Below are 16,241 nucleotides of genomic sequence, written 5' to 3' on the forward strand. Positions count from 1 at the left end.
CTTCTCTCAACATAAGGATGTCGTTGGGATTTTCCCGGCTTGCTCTTCTTAGTTTAGTTAGTGGCCGACACTCGCGGGGCAACCCAAAGCTTTTTCCCGGAGGCTGGTCTTGTTGCCCCGCAGAGCAGAAAGGTTCTGGTCTGTTCAGCGCAAGGGGAAGGTCAGGCAGCAGCAGGTTTTGCAGCTTTCATCGGCCCAGGGCTCCCGTTGTGCCCGTTTACGGGCTTTTTCTCATCCTCCGACAACAATAGGTCGCGGATAAGCCGGGCTGCCGAGCGTTGCAACCAGCGGGAGGCCAATTGCCGGCCCAGTTGCTGGGCTTCCGGCTTGGTGGCTATCTTGGCGACGATGGGCAGAAGCTGCAGCGGCTGAAAGGTCGGGTTGCGGCTGAGGAGTTCCCACAGACGTTGCAAATGAGCCAAGCCGTCTGAGGTGCCGTTCCCCGAGCTGGAGAACAGCACATCCACCAGCCGCTCCCGCAAGAAAGCCCCCCGCTCGGAAAAGATAAAATCGACGGCCTTTTCCAGGGATCCCTGCAGGTCAAAGTCTTCGCTGTTGGCGGCGTTGCGCAGCAGGTTCTCCAGGCGGTTCCAGCGGAATTGCCCCTGGTTAAACAGCAGCTCCCGCAGGGCGGCGCGTAGCTCTGGAGCCGGGTCGGTGAGCAGCCGCTGGGCCACATAGGGATAGGCCACGCTCAACACCTTGAAATTGGGATCCAAACTGATGGCGATCCCCTCCAGGGTGAGCAAAGAGCGGATGATCAGGGCGTAGTAGGCAGGCACGCGGAAGGGAAAATCGTACATCACCCCCGAGAGCTTATCCGTGATGCTTTTGAAGTTCAGCTCGGCCACGGAGCTGCCCAGGGCCTCGGCAAAGACAGCTTCCAAAGCGGGAATGATGGGGGTGAGATCCGTATCGGGATCCAGGAACTCCAGATCCACGTAGTCCTGCGCCAAGGCAACAAAATCCCGGTTCACCAAGTGGACGATGGCCTTGATCAGGCCGTAGCGCTGGTGGGGCTGGATGGTGCTCATCATGCCAAAGTCGATGTAGGCCAGCCGCCCGTCGTGCATGGCCAAGAGGTTGCCCGGATGGGGGTCAGCATGGAAAAAGCCATGCTCCAAAAGCTGCTTAAGGGAGCAGTTAACCCCAATCTCGATCAGGTGCCGTCCATCTAGCCCTGCAGCGGCAATTTTGTCGAGTTGGGTCAGCTTGATGCCGTCGATCCACTCCATCGTCAGCACCTTGGTGCGGGTGTACTGCCAATAGATTTTCGGGGCGTAGATGGAGGGGTGGCGGTACAGCTCCAGGAAGCGCTCAGCGTTGCGGCCCTCTTGGGTGTAGTCCATCTCCTCGTAAAGCCGCCCGGCAAACTCATCCACAATGCCCACCAAGTCGCTGCGGATGCGGCGGAAGGTGCGCTTGGCCCAGGCGGCCAGGCTGCGGATGATGTACATGTCCAGGGAGATGCGCCCGATCAAATCGGGCCGCTGCACCTTGACGGCGACTTTCTCCCCTGTGTGCAGATAGGCCTGGTAAACCTGCCCCAGGCTGGCAGCGGCAACCGGTTCCGGGCCGATCTCGCGAAAGATCTGCTCTACCGATTGGCCGATCTCCGACTGGATAAGGGCAAAGGCGGTGGCATTGTCGAAGGGGGGCAGCTCATCCTGAAGCTTGGCCAGTTCTTCTAAAAAAAGAGGCGAGACCAGGTCAGGACGGGTGGAGAGAGCCTGGCCAATTTTGATAGCTGTCGGCCCCAATTCCGTGAGGATCTCCCGCAGCCGCGCCGCGTGCTTGGGCCGATTTTTCAGCTCCACCCCTCGCCAGCGATCCCAAAACACCCAGGCCAACAGACCCAAAAAGGGGGTGATCAACTGGAATAGACGCCCCAGCACCAGATCCCAGCGCCCCCGGTATTGCTCGGCCAATTGCTCCGGATCGTAGCGCAGGGCTGGCTGCGACAGGGTAACCTCAGCCCCCGCCGCTGCCGAAGCCGGTCGAGGCTGGGTTGCCACTGGTTTGGTTACTGCTGCTGTTGACGGTATTGCGCCCATAGAAGTCCCGACGGATCTCGTAACACATCTTAACTTGCTAGCTCGGGTGCGGTAAAAATAGTCTTCTCGACAAACCTGCGGGCGAACTCAGGCGAAAAGTAACACCCAACCGCTCAAGGGAAGTCGCGTAGAAAAAAGCTTTGGGCCTGAGGCAGACCCCTTACGACTGCTTTCCTTGAGGACTTGCAACCCCTGGGGGGCGTCTTTGAGGCAGTCTTCCTCTCCTGGTTCACTTGCAAGCCCAAGACTGTGAGTGGGCCAGCCTCAAAAGGGTCTTTACGGCGCTCTTTGATAAGGATTAGGATACAGCCTTTTAATTTAAAATAGGGTACAGGTATTCAAGAGGAAGGAGAGAAAGGAATGCCGACTCATTCTTTGGATTTGCGGCAAAGAGTTGTAGCAGCCTACCAGGCAGGTAACACCTCCATCCGCCAGGTAGCTAAACGCTTCATGGTGACCAAAAGAACAGTACACCGCTGGGTGCGACAGTACCAACAAACTCAAGATTTAGCCCCTAAGAAAGCAGGCACCAAGCGAGTGGGCATTTTGGAACAACATCGGCAGGAAGTGATGGCAATTATTACAGAACACCCAGACTTCTACCTGTGGCAGTATCAAGAACTGTTGCGCGAGCGCTTAGGAATCAATGTAAGCATCGTCACAATACATAATTTCTTGAAAAAGCAAGGAATGACTCTAAAAAAAAGACCTACCGCAGTGCAAAAGTCAAAGAAGAGGAGGTGCAAAGGGAACGACTAGCTTATAGTCAAGAAGTCAGGAATATTCCAGCAGAGGATTTGATTGCCCTCGACCAGACAGGGGTCTGGGAGGGAATGGAGCGGGGAGTATCTCGGAGTTTACGTGGTCAACGGGCTTATCATTACCGTCAAAGATACAAGGGGGAAAAGTATACGGTTATTGGAGCTATTTCCTTGAGAGGTGTAGTTGGCTGTCGTGTCATCAAGGGTGGGATGAAGAAAGAGGACTTTTTGGAGTTTTTGAGAAGCGAGTTATGTCCGAAGCTAGATGCGAGGAAGGTTGTGATTATGGACAATTTGAATATCCACAAGAGTCGGGAAGTTGAGGAATTGATTAGGGGGACAGGAGCACGAATCCTATACCTGCCTGTGTATGCGCCGGAGTTGAATCCCATTGAGATGATGTGGTCGGTGTTGAAGCATTTTATTCGGCAGCTTTGCAGAATTGGGAAATATAGCATGGAGCAGATAGTGAAGACTTCTTTACTACTGATCAATCCATCCTCCTTCCGAAGTTGGTTTGCTAAGTGCTGCTATTGTACCCCTTGAGCCCTTAACAAGCTGTAAGGGTGCAAACTGATACAAATTGGTGCGATCCTGGGCAAGGGATCCACCACTATGCATGACAGCTTCCTCCCCCACAGTTTTATTGGTTGACGGCTACAACATCATCGGAGCTTGGCCCACCCTAAAGAAGTTGGCACGTCGCTCCCTGCTGGACTTGGCGCGTCTGCGCTTGGTGGAATCTTTGGCCAGCTACGTGGCTTTCCGCGGCTACCGGGCGACTGTGGTGTACGACGCCTATACCCAGCCCACTCCTGCCCGACAGGAGCGTTCTCCCTCCGGCATCGAGATTTTCTACACTGCTTACGGGGAAACTGCCGACGCCTGCATCGAACGGCTCTGTGCTCAGTTGCAGGCAAAGGCTTATCGGGTACGGGTGGCCACCTCAGATCGCGTCCAGCAGTGGGTGATCGGCGGCTACAACGCAGAATGGCTCTCGGCAGAACAACTGTGGGCAGAAGTGCAGCAGGCTCAAGAGCAGATCCGGCGCATCCAGCCCAAGCGGCTGCCGAGCAGGCGGGGCATTGATTTCTATTTGAACCCGGAGACCTTCTCTCGCCTCAACCGCTGGCGACTCTCCGGTCGGGATCCCGTACATTAACTGGCGAGGTGCTCCGAGGCAAACCTGATACCGGAGCAGGGTCTTTCTCACCCTGGCTGATATGGGTTGCCAAAGCCCTTCTCAGGGTAGGCAAAGGCGGGATCTGGCTTCAGAGATCCAGATCTGCTTTAATGTAGCGAATGTAGTGACGCCCCTGTTCTCTCCTTGGGGGGCTCATTTCAGGGATCCGACTATGGCGGATGGCGAATACAGGCCGGGGCTAGAAGGCGTTCCGGCCACGCGCTCTAACATTAGTTTTGTCGATGGCCAGGCAGGGATCCTGGAGTATCGGGGCATTCCCATCGAGGAACTGACGGCCCAGAGCACCTTTCTGGAGACGGCCTATCTGCTGATCTTCGGCAAGCTGCCGACGCAAGCCGAGCTGGACAACTTCGATCAGGCCGTCCGCAGCCATCGGCGGGTGAAATACCGCATCCGCGACATGATCAAGTCGTTTCCCGAGTCGGGCCACCCCATGGATGCCCTGCAAACCTGTGTTGCCAGTCTGGGGATGTTCTATCCGGTGCGAGAGGCGGATCCCGACTACGTGTTCGGCACGGTTACCCGTCTGCTCGCCAAGCTGCCGACGATGGTGGCGATGTTTCACCAGATGCGCCAGGGCAACGATCCCATCCCCCCCGACGACAGCCTGGATCATGCCGCCAATTTCCTCTACATGCTCTCCGGCAAGAAGCCGGATCCCTGGCTGGCCCACATCTTCGATACCTGCCTGATCTTGCACGCCGAACACACAGTCAATGCCTCTACTTTTGCCCTGCTGGTGAGCGCCTCTACCCTGGCCAGCCCCTATAGCAGCCTGGCCACGGCGGTGGGTACCCTTTCGGGGCTGTTGCACGGCGGGGCCAACCAACAGGTGATGAGGCTGTTGCGACAAATCGGCTCGGTGGAAAATGTGCGCTCGTTTATCGAAGAGAAGCTGGCCAAAAAAGAGCGCATCATGGGCATGGGTCACCGGGTTTATAAGGTGAAGGATCCGCGGGCCACCATCCTGCAGCGGCTGGCTGAGGAGCTGTTTGAGCGCTACGGCCACGACAAGTACTACGACATTGCCCTGGAGGTGGAGCGGGTGTGTGAGGAGTTGCTGGGGCCGAAGGGGATCTACCCGAATGTGGACTTCTACTCAGGGTTGGTCTACGCCAAGCTGGGGATCCCGGAAGATTTGTTTACGCCGGTATTTGCCATTGCCCGGGCGGCGGGTTGGCTGGCCCATTGGCGGGAGCAGTTGTCGGACAATCGCCTGTTCCGCCCCACCCAGGTGTACACAGGCGAACGCCAGCAACGCTACATCCCTATAGAAGAGCGGAGTTGAGGGCGGTTTGACAGGGCGCTGGGCCGGGATCCCAACTCAATAGAGCCCAAATTGGTGTGAGGTGGTGCGTTGAGCCTTTTGGATTCTCCTCTCTGGCGCGATGGGTTCACCCTCTTTTTGAGCATCGTGGTGCAGGCCATGCCCTTTTTGCTCTTGGGGGTGTTCCTTTCGGGGCTGATGGCGGTGTTTGTAGAGGGATCCCAGTTGGCCCGCTTCCTGCCCAAAGGCAAAATCGGCAGCGCGGTGGCTGGCGGTGCTTTGGGGTTCTTTTTTCCGGTGTGCGAGTGCGGCAACCTGCCGGTGGCCCGGCAACTGGTGATCAAGGGGATCCCACCCCATGTGGCGGTGGCTTTTTTGTTGGCAGCGCCGGTGTTTAACCCGGTGGTGATCTTTTCCACGTGGATTGCCTTTCGCAACATGCCGGAGCTGGTGGCCTACCGGGTTCTTTTTTCTTTTGGCATTGCGGTGGCCATCGGCTTGCTCTTCAGCGTGCAAAAAGATCTGGAGCCTTTGTTGCAACCGGCGGTTTGGCGAGAGCTGCAGCGCAACCGCTGCCAAGAGGCAGCTCTGAAAAGCACCTCCCGCTCGCCGTTGTTGCAGGGGGGCACCTTCTGGATTGGCTCGCGAGGCCCTGCTCCCTCTGGCGGATCCCTGGCCACTCTGCAGAGGGCTGAAGAGGTGTATCGGGCGGCGCTGGCCGCTGCCCCTGCTCTCTCTTGGCGGCAAAAGGGATTGCTGCTGCTGCAAACCTGGGCTAGAGAGATTCGCGAGCTGGGATCCGTGCTCATCTTGGGCTCGGCGATGGCGGCCCTGATTCAAACGGTGATCCCGCGTTCGTTTGTGCTGGATTATGGCCAAGATGCATTGCTCTCAATCCTGATCATGATGGCCCTGGCCGGGATCATCTCCATCTGCTCGACGGTGGATGCCTTTTTCGCCCTCTCCTTTGCCGCCACCTTCACGCCGGGATCCCTGTTGGCCTTTATGGTGTTTGGGCCGATGGTGGACCTGAAGGCCATTGGCTTGATGCTGACTTTGTTCAGGCCCCGCGCCATTTTCTACTTGGTGCTCCTGACTTTTCAGTTCACTTTAGTAGGGGCTTTGGCCATCAATTACTACTGTAGTTAAAATCTTGGATAGGTAGTCCCCGCAGCGAACGATAGCTTAACTGCAGGGTCAGCGGCGATTAGGCTGAGATATTCAGAGTGCCAGGATCTCTGAGATTGAGAAGTTGGGCAGGAGGGCATTGTCCCGGCTGGAGCTGAAACGACTACATACAGGCGGCAGGATAGAACCGTGAGCAACCTATACTTTGCAGATTTTAACTTGTGGATTGCCCAAACAACCCAGCTCTTGCGGGAGGGACGTTGGCAAGAAATTGATCTAATCCATTTAATTGAAGAGGTTGAGGATTTGGGTAAGAGCGAACGGCGAGGGATGACCAGCCAATTAACTCGCCTTCTCCTGCATTTGCTCAAGTGGCAATATCAACCTCAGCGCCGCTCAGATAGCTGGTTGGATTCCATCACAGATGCGCGAACCCAAATTGAATTGGCCCTCGAAGATAGCCCCAGCTTAAGAGGATATCTGGCCGAGCAACTGGAAAAGAGCTATCAACGGGCACGCTGCCATGCAGCTCAGCAAACCGGTATGGATATCTCGGCCTTTCCGGAGACTTGTCCCTATGCTTTGGAGCTGGCCTTGGCAGAAGATTGGCTGCCAAGCCCCTCTCCTTTTGGAAGAGGAAACTCAGAGATCGCCTAAGGATAGAGACCTCTCGGCACTGTCAAGCAGAAGCCCGCCCTTGCCAACTGCGCATCTTGCCGGGGTTAAGCAACCCGTAGGGATCCACTTCTTCCTTGAATCGGATCTGGCGCGGATCCATCACCTTGCGACCCCCCTCTTCGATGATGTAGGTGTGAGGGTTGGCGATGAAGACTCCCTGCGCCTCGTGATAGCGCATGATCTCGTTGAGGCGTTCTTCAGTGGTAAAGCGCACAATTTGCAGGCCGACCGGGGCAACCTGGCCGCGTATGCGAATCCATTCCAGGTGCATCAGCACTTCGTCGCCAAAGTGCTCGTACAGGTGCTGCACCAACTTCAGCTCCCGGTCGGGCGGGAAAATCGATTGTAGATAGGTCAAATTGGGATCCACGCTGCGGCAGTGCAGGGTGGTGTGGTTCCAGGAAAATTCCCCCAGCGAGATCCCCTTGGCCGCCTCCTGCGCCGTTTTGTTGTAGACCACCTGGCCGCCATGTTCCCGAATTAGCTCCAGCAACGGCTCCAGGCTGGGCTCGGCCACCATCACCAGGGCCACGGCGGATCCCTGGGGCAAGTAGTCCTGCAGGGGGACGAAGTAACGAGGGATCGGCCAGGCGTGCAGGCTGATGAGTTTCTTGAGGATCCCATCTGCCTCGGCCAGGGCCTGCCCAAAGTGGGCGCAGGGCATAAACCCCACCTCAGGGGGAAAGGCCACCACCAGCTCTGCCCATGGGTAGGCCGGCGCCAGCGGGATCTCTACTTCTGTGATGATCCCGTTGAGGCCCCAGGCATGGCTGACTTTAAACACGTCGTCTCCCCGCAGCTCCAGGGCCCGCGGCTCCTCTTCGACTGTGATCACCCGCAGCCCCAAGATGTTGCCCCGATCCAGCAATTGGCCGTAGGTCACAGAGCCAATGCCGCCGCTGCCCCCGGCAATGAACCCCCCAATAGTGGCCGTACGGTAGGTGGAAGGGGCCATACGGATCTCCCAGCCCAGCTCGCGGGTCTGTTTGTCGATGGCCATCAGCTTGGCCCCCGCCTGTACCCGCGCCAGACCCGGCTTGGCCCAGATCACCTGGTTGAGCTTGCTCATGTCCAGGATCACGCCCCCGGCCAGGGGGATGCACTGGCCGTAGTTGCCGGTGCCGGCGCCGCGCACCGTCAGGGGAACTCTCCACTTGGCACAGGCTGCTGCCACCCGCACAACCTCTTGTTCGTCCGCCGGGCGCACCACCAAGTCCCCTCGCTTGTCGCTCAACTGCCGGCTGAGCACAGGGCTGTAGTGGTAAAAGTCCAGCGATAACTTGGCAACTTGCGCCGGATCGGTAACAGTTTCCAGGTCGGCCAGCTGAGAAAGCAAGGCCTGCAGCTTTTCAGAGGCGGCAACGGTCATCGGGATCCCCATCGAATGCCAGCTTATTCAAGAAATGGCCGGCGAAAAGGCTTGTCGAGAACAGTATCCAACAAAATTCCTCCCCAGGGATCCCTGCTTTAGCCGAAGCGGCCTTCCACGTAGTCTCGGGTCGCCTCTTTGGCGGGGCTGTTGAAGATCACTTCCGTCCGGTCGAACTCCACCAGTTCGCCCACGCGGTTGGATCCCACCAGCTCCACGCTAAAAAAAGCCGTCATATCCGAGACACGGCTGGCCTGCTGCATGTTGTGGGTGACGATGATGATGGTGTAGTCCTGCTCCAACTCCTTCATCAGCTCCTCGATGCGACGGGTGGAGATGGGATCCAACGCCGAACAGGGCTCATCCATCAAAATCACATCCGGCTGTACCGCCAGAGCGCGGGCAATACACAAGCGCTGCTGCTGCCCTCCCGACAGCGACTGACCATTTTCTTTCAACTTGTCTTTGACTTCATCCCAGAGGGCAGCCCGTTTCAGCGAGGTTTCCACCACCTCGTCCAAGTCTACCTTCATCCCCAGCACCCGCGGGCCGTAGGCCACGTTGTCGTAAATGCTTTTGGGGAAGGGATTGGGTTTTTGGAAGACCATGCCGATACGCCGCCGCACCGCCACCGGATCGACCTCTTTGGCGTAGAGATCCTTGCCGTGGTAGGTGAGCTTGCCCTCTACACGAGCACCAGGGATCAAATCGTTGGTGCGGTTAAAACAGCGCAGAATCGTGCTTTTGCCACAGCCGGAAGGGCCGATAAACGCAGTAATCTGTCGGGCTGGGATGTCCAGAGTAACATTTTTTACCGCCAGATTGGAGCCATAGTAGACATTCAGGTTCTCGGTCCTGAAAACGTAAGAGGTCTGGTTAAGAGATTGAGTTTGCATGGCAGCACTCACAAAAAGAGCTAGAGTTCGACGAAGAGTTCGATTCAAGACTTTGTTGAGAATCCTCAGGCTATTTCCTGGTCTTGTACACCAAAAAGCGAGCGGTCAAGCTGGCCGCCAAAACAATGGCTAACAAAACCAAAGCGCCCGCCCAAGCCAGCTCCTGCTGCACCCTGTAGGGAATGATGGAGAAAAAGTAGACCATCACCGGCAAGGTAGCCACCGGGCCAAAGAGATTAGTAGACCAGAAATTGTTGTTGAAGGCGGTAAAGAGCAGAGGTGCAGCCTCGCCTGCCGCTCGGGCCAAAGCCAGGATTAGCCCGGTTACGATGGCCGGTGCCGCTGCCGGCAAAACAACGCGCATTGTGGTCTGAAAGCGATTTGAGCCCAGGCCAAGGGAAGCCAAGCGCATGTCGGGCGAAACCAGCAGCAACGCCTCCTCGGTGGAGCGGATGACAATCGGCAGCATCAGCACGCCAAAAGCCACCCCTCCCGAGAAAGCCGAAAAGCCGGATCCCCTCACCACCACGGCATAGGCAAACAGGCCGCAGAGAATGGCCGGTACCCCCGTGAGCACATTGCAGGAAAACTTAACCAGATAAGCCAAGCGGGTGCCGCGACCGAATTCAGACAAGTACACTGCCGCCAAGATGCCGAAGGGAAAGCTCAAAGCCGCCCCCGTAGCCAGCACCATTAAACTGCCGACAATTGCGTGACCAAAGCCCCCTTCCGCCAGGCCAGGGGCAGGGTAGCGGGTCTGGGTGAGGACATCCCAATTTATCCGCTGGATGCCTTCCTTGCCCACATCCCACAGCACCCAAGATAGGGAAGCTATGATCACCGCCACAAAGAGGCCACTCAGCAGGGTTAGGACAATGCCTGTGTAATTGCGGACAGGGGCAATGGCGGCACGAGTAATGTCGATGTCAACCTTCTCAGGGGCAAGCTGTGCTGAGTCGGACATGATAACAGTGCTCCTTCATCTTCTTTCTGCTTCCCAAGTTACTGCTCCAAGTTTTGAAACTTGCGGATGATGATCTCGGCAACAATGTTGACCAATAACGTCAGCACCATCAGCACCACGCCGGCATACATGAGAGCCGAAACCTGCAAGCGTCCTGCCTCGCCAAACTGAGAGGCAATCAAGCCAGTAATGGTGGATCCCGGCTGCATTAGGGAGATATTGATGCGGTTGGCGTTGCCGGAAAGCATGGCCGCTACCATGGTCTCTCCCAGGGCCCGCCCCAGCGCCAGCATGATCGAGCTGACAATGCCCGACAGGCCGGCAGGGATCATCACCGTTAAGAGGGTCTCCCAGCGGGTTGCCCCCAGAGCCAAAGCGCCCTCTTTTAGGCTGCGTGGTAGAGATTCAAAGGTACTGCGGGTAATGGAGATGATGATGGGAGAGATCATGATCCCCAGCACCATAGCCACTATCAACAAGCTGGGCCCCCGCGGAGCCGGGCCACCCAAGAAAGGGATCCAACCCAGCGTCTGGTTAATGGCTCGAAAGATGGGCCGCACTGCTGGAATCAGCACAAAGATCCCCCACAGCCCCAGCACCACACTGGGAATGGCCACGATCAGCTCAACGGCAAAGCCAATCGGCGCCGTTACCCACTTGGGGGCAAAACCTTCCGTCAAAAAAATGGCAGTGCCAATGCCCAGAGGGATGGCAAAAATCAAAGCCACCAGAGAGGTTACCAAACTGCCATAAATCTGTGGTAGTACCCCGTAGATGTTTTCCACCGGGTTCCAGCGGGTAGTAACCAGGAAGCCCAAGCCAAACTGCTGAATCGCCGGCAGAGCCGCTTCGGTGGTTTGAAGAATCACCCAGATGAGGATAATGCCGGCAAACCCTGCCAAGGCCAGCGTCAGGCGGACAAAGCCCACATCAACAGCCCGAGACAGGCTCGCCTTTTTCTCAATGTCAACATCGATATCCGGGTTTGGTGGTGAACCATAACCCGTAGCCGCTGAAGTCATAGCCTCTCTCCCATGATCATCTTCGGTTCAAAATCTTTCCTAAAAATCCCACCGTGCAAGGTAAGCCCAGCAGCCGACCGAGAAAGCCTCATCTGCCTCCTCAGCCGGCCACCAGCTCCACTCTAGTGGAGTTCAGGCTGCAACCCAGTCATCGCACCGCATTGGGGTTAACGGTGATGGAATCCAGCTCTGCAAAGATCCGCTGGATAGCCGCCTCAGGCATAGGGATGTAGTCCAGCTCCTTGGTGATGGCTTGACCCTCTGGCCCCTGGGTCCACTTCAGAGCCTCCACCAGCTTGGTCAGCTTCTGCTGATCGGGATACTCGCGGTACAGCATCACCCAGAACAAGCCCACGATTGGGTAGTCATTTGGCCCTTCAGGGTCGGGCACCAACAGCGCAAAGTCATCAGGAATGGGAGCATCCAGCGCCGAGGTAGCTGCCTCAGTCGAGAACTCAACAATGTTGCCCGCTTTGTTTTCCAGGCGAGCAGTGGTCATCTTTTCCAGCTTGGCATAGGACTGGTTCACGTAGCCAATTGCCCCTGGCTCCTGCTTGATGGTGGCGGCTACGCCCTCATTCCCTTGAGCTCCAATGCCAACAGGCCACTCGACAGAAGTACCAGCACCGGCTGTCCAATTAGGGCAGACAGTTCTGATGTGGTTGGTGAACACAAAGGTAGTCCCAGAACCATCAGAGCGGTGTACCCAGGTGATGTCCAGGGGTGGCAGCTTGTTTGCTATACCTGGGTTCTCGGCCTTGATGCGAATGTCGTCCCAGCGAGTGATCTCGCCGGTCACGATGCCGCAGTAGGTTTTCCGCTTCAGGATGAGCTCTCCGTCTTCAATGCCGGGCAGGTTATAGGCAAACTCGATGGCCCCTCCCGCCAGAGGCAACTGTAGGGGATCATAGCCGTATTTAGCTCGGAAGCTTTCCAGGCGAGCACCGGAGAAAGGCGCCTCGGAAGCGCCGAAGTCCACAGTGCCATTGATCACCTGCTCTAGGCCAGCACCACTCCCGACAGACTGATAGCTGACTTGCACAGTGGGGTCTACGGTGCGGTTGTAGGCGTCAAACCAACGTTGCAGCAAAGGAGCCGCAAAGGTCGCGCCCGCCCCGGAGATTTGCACGGTTTGGGCTTGAGCCGAGGTCGCTGTTAGAAATCCTACTGTTAGAGCGGTGAGGGAGAAAGCAGAAAGCAGGGCTCGCATAGGTAATATCTGTGGCGAATCAACATCTTCAACCCTATAACCTCAAAGTTAACGGAAGGATATCTAAAGGTTAACTTTGGGTTAAGTCAAGAGAAAAATCGATATTTTTGAGTGTGCTGGCTCGTTTCCAAACCTTGATTTTCCATCTGGTGGTCTTGGCCAGTTTGGATTTCAGCAAAATCAGGATCCTGGAGCCCAGGATCCGCGAAAAGGCTTATGCTGCTGAACTTCTATCTCATTTGACAACCAACCAAACGGACACAACTTGAATAAGAGCTAAGCTTAGACGGCTGCAAAAAAACTCGATCCAGATCCAAGATGTGTAAAATTTGATACAAAAATGTTACCCCTTCTCGGCAAGCTTGGACATGATTTCAGCAGGGCGGGAAAAGCTCTAGCCAGAGCTTCTTCCGACTTTTGACAGAGAGAACTAGCTAGGAGATGGACTTCAACACTCCAGACGTGGGGCAGCTCTACATGTTCCCCGAGCAGAGAAAGATCTGGGCTCTAAGCTGGGATCCGCCCACCCCCCATGAGGTACAGCAGGGCCATGCGCACCGCCACGCCGTGGGTGACCTGCTGCTCAATCAGGTTCAAGCCGGGATCCTCCATCACCTCGGAGCTGAGTTCCACACCGCGATTGACCGGGCCGGGGTGCAGAAGCTTGACATCCGGGTGGCACAGGCGCAGTCGTTGCCGCGTGAGGCCGAAGAAGTGATGGTACTCCTGCAAGCTGGGGAGAAGGAACTCGCTCATGCGCTCCTGCTGCAGGCGTAGGGTGATAACAAAACGCGCCCCTTCGAGGGCAGGCTCTAGCTGCCAATGGACAGGGAGCGTATGGCCGGGCACAAACTGGGCAAAATCTTTGGGCAATAGGGTGGGAGGGCCGGCTAAGTGAACCTCAGCTCCGGCGGCCACCAGGGCGTAGATATCGGAGCGGGCCACCCGCGAGTGGAGAATATCGCCGACAATGGCAATTTTGATCCCTTGCAGCAACTCCAGGCGGGGACGCCGGGGATCCAGATGGCTGCAGAGGGTAAACAAATCCAGCAAACCTTGGGTGGGATGTTCGTGCAGTCCATCCCCGGCATTGAGAACGCCCACAGGGGATCCGCGGCGGTCGATCTCGGCGGCCAACTGCTGCGGCACCCCCGCCTGGGCGTGGCGGACAATGAGCAAATCGGATCCCATGGCCAAGAAGGTGCGAACGGTATCCAGGATGGTTTCCCCCTTGCTCAGAGAAGAGGTGCCGGGGGAAAAATTGAGCACATCGGCTGAGAGGCGCTTGGCCGCCAGCTCAAAGCTGTTGCGGGTGCGGGTGGAGGGCTCGAAAAACAGCGTCACCACCACCTTCCCCTGCAGGGTGGGCACCTTGGGCAACCGCCGCGTCAACACCTCCTGGAAACTGGCGCTGGTCTGCAAAACCATCTGGTATTCTTCGGGAGTAAAATCCGCCAAGCCCAAGACGTGCTGCCGCTGCCAAGCCATAGGGGATCCTCAAATGCCCAGGCGGGCAAAGATCTCGTCCAAATGGGTTAGGTGGCGCCGCGGATCAAAACAAGCCTGCAGTTCCGCCTCGCTGAGGTGAGCCATCACCCGGGGATCCGCCAGCAGATTGGCGCGAAAGTCCCCCTGCGGCTGGTTCCAGGCACGGTGCGCGTTTTCCTGCACCAGGCGGTAAGCTTCCTCGCGACTGAGGCCTTTTTCGACCAACGCCAAAAGCACCTGCTGGCTGAAGACGACACCGCCGTAGAGGGTGAGGTTGCGCTCCATGTTGGCAGGGTAAACCTGCAGGTGGCGCACCAGATCCGCCATGTTGACCAGCAGGTAGTGGCAGAGGATGGAGGCATCGGGCAGGATCACCCGCTCCACCGAGCTGTGGGAGATGTCCCGCTCATGCCAAAGGGGAATGTTTTCCAGGGCCGAGACGGCATACCCCCGTAGAAGGCGGGCGATCCCTGTCAGTTGTTCAGACTTGATGGGGTTGCGCTTGTGGGGCATGGCGGAGGATCCCTTTTGGCCGGGGGCAAAGTACTCTTCGGCCTCCAGCACCTCTGTCCGCTGCAGGTGGCGGATCTCGGTGGCAAAGCGCTCCAGAGAAGAGCCAATCAAAGCCAAGGTCTGCACATACTCGGCGTGGCGATCCCGCGAGATCACCTGGGTTGAGACCGTATCCGGCTTGAGCCCCAAGCGGGCGCAGGCCAACTGCTCCACCTGGGGAGGCACATTGGCGTAGGTGCCCACGGCGCCGGAGATCTTGCCCACGGCCACCACCTCTTGCAGGCGTTCCAGCCGCTCCTGATGGCGCAGGCACTCGGCCAGCCAGCCGGCCAGCTTGAAGCCAAAGGTGATGGGCTCGGCGTGGACGCCGTGGGTGCGGCCAATCATCAGGGTGTGGCGGTGTCGGCGGGCCTGCTCGCGCAAAGCAGCGATGAGATCGGCCAGGCGAGCTTGCAGGATCTCAACCGAGGCCACAAGCTGCAGGGCCAGGGCCGTATCCAACACGTCCGAGCTGGTCAGGCCCAGGTGGATGTAGCGCCCTGCCTCGCCCACGTGCTCGTTGAGGTTGGTTAAGAAGGCAATAACATCGTGCTTCACTTCCGCCTCAATTTCCAAAACCCGCGCCGGGTCAAAGGCGGCTTTGGATCTGATCTCCTGCAGGGCTTCTTGCGGGATCCGCCCCAGCTCCGCCTGCGCTTCGCAGACGGCCAGCTCCACTTGCAGCCAGGTCTGGAGTTTGTGGGCGGTGGACCAGATCTGGCCCATTTCCGGCAGAGTGTAGCGCTCGATCAAGGTGCCTTTTCCGTCGGTACAGTAGGATGAGCTAGGCTATTTTAGCCTTTGGCGTCCCCCCTCGAGGAAAAGCCGCTGGGGGATCCCTGCGGGCTTGGCTTGCGGTGTCGAAGGAGCAGCAAGGAGTTTGCAGATGACCGTCGGAGCTGTGCCAACTCAGGGAAAAAGAGCTTGGACAGCCGAAGAATTCATGGCGTTGTCCAGGGAGGGACATCGCTACGAGATTGTTGATGGGAAGCCAATTGATATGGGAAGCGCGGGGGCACTCCATGGTTATGTCTGCAGCCTCCTATTGGCAGCTTTGACCCCCTACGTTTTGTCCAACAAGCTGGGGATCGTTTTAGATTCCAGCACTGCTTTTAAGATGAAGAGTGGAAATTGGCGCTCCCCTGACATCTCTTTTTTTGCTAAAGAACGCTTGCAGGGCATGGCTGAACTGCCCACAGGATTTTTGGAAGGCGCTCCAGATCTGGCTGTTGAAGTGCTTTCCCCCCGCAATACGGTTGAAGAAATTCATGACAAGCTGGTGGAGTACTTTGAAAATGGCAGCCGCCTGGTTTGGCTGGTTCACCCCAGCGAGCACTACGTCCTGGTGTATCGCAGCTCTCAAGAGCCTGACCGCCTCCTGAAATCGGTTGATCTTCTAGAAGGTGAAGAGGTTATTCCAGGATTTGCCCTGCCGGTGGCTCATCTGTTCCAGAAGCTTTCCTTGTAACATCCCCCCGCCCTCACTCTAGCCAATAGAGCTTGGGCCTCCCAACCTTGCCATTGGGCATTCCTGCCCCGCGTCACAGAACGACTTGGCAGAGGAGTCGGTATCTCGACCCTGACTTTCCCGCCAGAGCGCGGAACTTGTAGCTCCCCGCACCCCTTGCAAGTTAAGTGCAGGGGGTTG

14 protein-coding genes are annotated in these 16,241 nt (G+C 57.3%); 6 read left to right on the forward strand and 8 right to left on the reverse strand.

What is annotated here, in order from left to right; translation table 11 throughout:
* Positions 1-161: 161 nt before the first annotated feature.
* Complete coding sequence (locus NW846_RS04495; RefSeq protein WP_414346951.1) at positions 162-1,964, reverse strand: ABC1 kinase family protein; 1,803 nt, start codon at positions 1,962-1,964, stop codon at positions 162-164.
* Positions 1,965-2,414: 450 nt separating this feature from the next.
* On the opposite strand from NW846_RS04495, the gene NW846_RS04500 reads away from it, so the two are divergent.
* The 5 genes from NW846_RS04500 (at position 2,415) to NW846_RS04520 (ending at position 7,071) form a co-directional block, all read left to right on the forward strand.
* Positions 2,415-3,361 (forward strand): IS630-like element ISSoc15 family transposase gene (locus NW846_RS04500; RefSeq protein WP_414515396.1). Its coding sequence is split into 2 segments (ribosomal slippage): positions 2,415-2,751 and positions 2,751-3,361, totalling 948 coding nucleotides; the frame shifts between segments, so codons are not numbered across the junction.
* Positions 3,362-3,434: 73 nt separating this feature from the next.
* Positions 3,435-3,977, forward strand: a complete 543-nt coding sequence (locus NW846_RS04505; protein ID WP_011430571.1) for an NYN domain-containing protein — start codon at positions 3,435-3,437, stop codon at positions 3,975-3,977.
* Positions 3,978-4,170: 193 nt separating this feature from the next.
* The gene (locus tag NW846_RS04510) at positions 4,171-5,307 is read left to right on the forward strand and encodes a citrate synthase (RefSeq protein ID WP_414515398.1); all 1,137 of its coding nucleotides are present in this window, start codon (positions 4,171-4,173) and stop codon (positions 5,305-5,307) included.
* Positions 5,308-5,385: 78 nt separating this feature from the next.
* Positions 5,386-6,435 carry a permease gene (locus tag NW846_RS04515; RefSeq protein WP_414348471.1) on the forward strand — a complete coding sequence of 350 codons (1,050 nt, stop codon included), beginning with the start codon at positions 5,386-5,388 and terminating at the stop codon, positions 6,433-6,435.
* 168 nt (positions 6,436-6,603) lie between these two features.
* Positions 6,604-7,071, forward strand: a complete 468-nt coding sequence (locus tag NW846_RS04520) for a DUF29 domain-containing protein (RefSeq protein ID WP_414348465.1) — start codon at positions 6,604-6,606, stop codon at positions 7,069-7,071.
* A gap of 22 nt (positions 7,072-7,093) precedes the next feature.
* On the opposite strand, the gene NW846_RS04525 is transcribed toward NW846_RS04520, so the two are convergent.
* The 7 genes from NW846_RS04525 to purB form a co-directional block, all read right to left on the reverse strand.
* On the reverse strand, positions 7,094-8,461 hold the full coding sequence (locus NW846_RS04525; protein ID WP_414348468.1) for an FAD-binding oxidoreductase: 1,368 nt from the start codon (positions 8,459-8,461) through the stop codon (positions 7,094-7,096).
* A gap of 98 nt (positions 8,462-8,559) precedes the next feature.
* On the reverse strand, positions 8,560-9,357 hold the full coding sequence (gene pstB / locus NW846_RS04530) for a phosphate ABC transporter ATP-binding protein PstB (protein WP_414515400.1): 798 nt from the start codon (positions 9,355-9,357) through the stop codon (positions 8,560-8,562).
* Positions 9,358-9,427: 70 nt separating this feature from the next.
* Entirely contained in the window at positions 9,428-10,321 is an 894-nt protein-coding gene (gene pstA, locus NW846_RS04535; protein WP_414515402.1) for a phosphate ABC transporter permease PstA, read from the reverse strand.
* 38 nt (positions 10,322-10,359) lie between these two features.
* The gene (pstC, locus tag NW846_RS04540) at positions 10,360-11,343 is read right to left on the reverse strand and encodes a phosphate ABC transporter permease subunit PstC (protein ID WP_414515404.1); all 984 of its coding nucleotides are present in this window, start codon (positions 11,341-11,343) and stop codon (positions 10,360-10,362) included.
* 148 nt (positions 11,344-11,491) lie between these two features.
* Entirely contained in the window at positions 11,492-12,553 is a 1,062-nt protein-coding gene (gene pstS, locus NW846_RS04545; protein WP_414515406.1) for a phosphate ABC transporter substrate-binding protein PstS, read from the reverse strand.
* A 507-nt stretch (positions 12,554-13,060) separates the two neighbouring features.
* Complete coding sequence (locus tag NW846_RS04550) at positions 13,061-14,041, reverse strand: aspartate carbamoyltransferase catalytic subunit (RefSeq protein ID WP_414515408.1); 981 nt, start codon at positions 14,039-14,041, stop codon at positions 13,061-13,063.
* 9 nt (positions 14,042-14,050) lie between these two features.
* Complete coding sequence (purB, locus tag NW846_RS04555) at positions 14,051-15,346, reverse strand: adenylosuccinate lyase (protein WP_414515410.1); 1,296 nt, start codon at positions 15,344-15,346, stop codon at positions 14,051-14,053.
* Positions 15,347-15,479: 133 nt separating this feature from the next.
* On the opposite strand from purB, the gene NW846_RS04560 reads away from it, so the two are divergent.
* The gene (locus NW846_RS04560) at positions 15,480-16,061 is read left to right on the forward strand and encodes a Uma2 family endonuclease (protein WP_011430559.1); all 582 of its coding nucleotides are present in this window, start codon (positions 15,480-15,482) and stop codon (positions 16,059-16,061) included.
* Positions 16,062-16,241: the final 180 nt, after the last annotated feature.

Origin of the sequence: Synechococcus sp. W60.3, from assembly GCF_047502615.1 — a bacterium.
Lineage (GTDB): Bacteria > Cyanobacteriota > Cyanobacteriia > Thermostichales > Thermostichaceae > Thermostichus.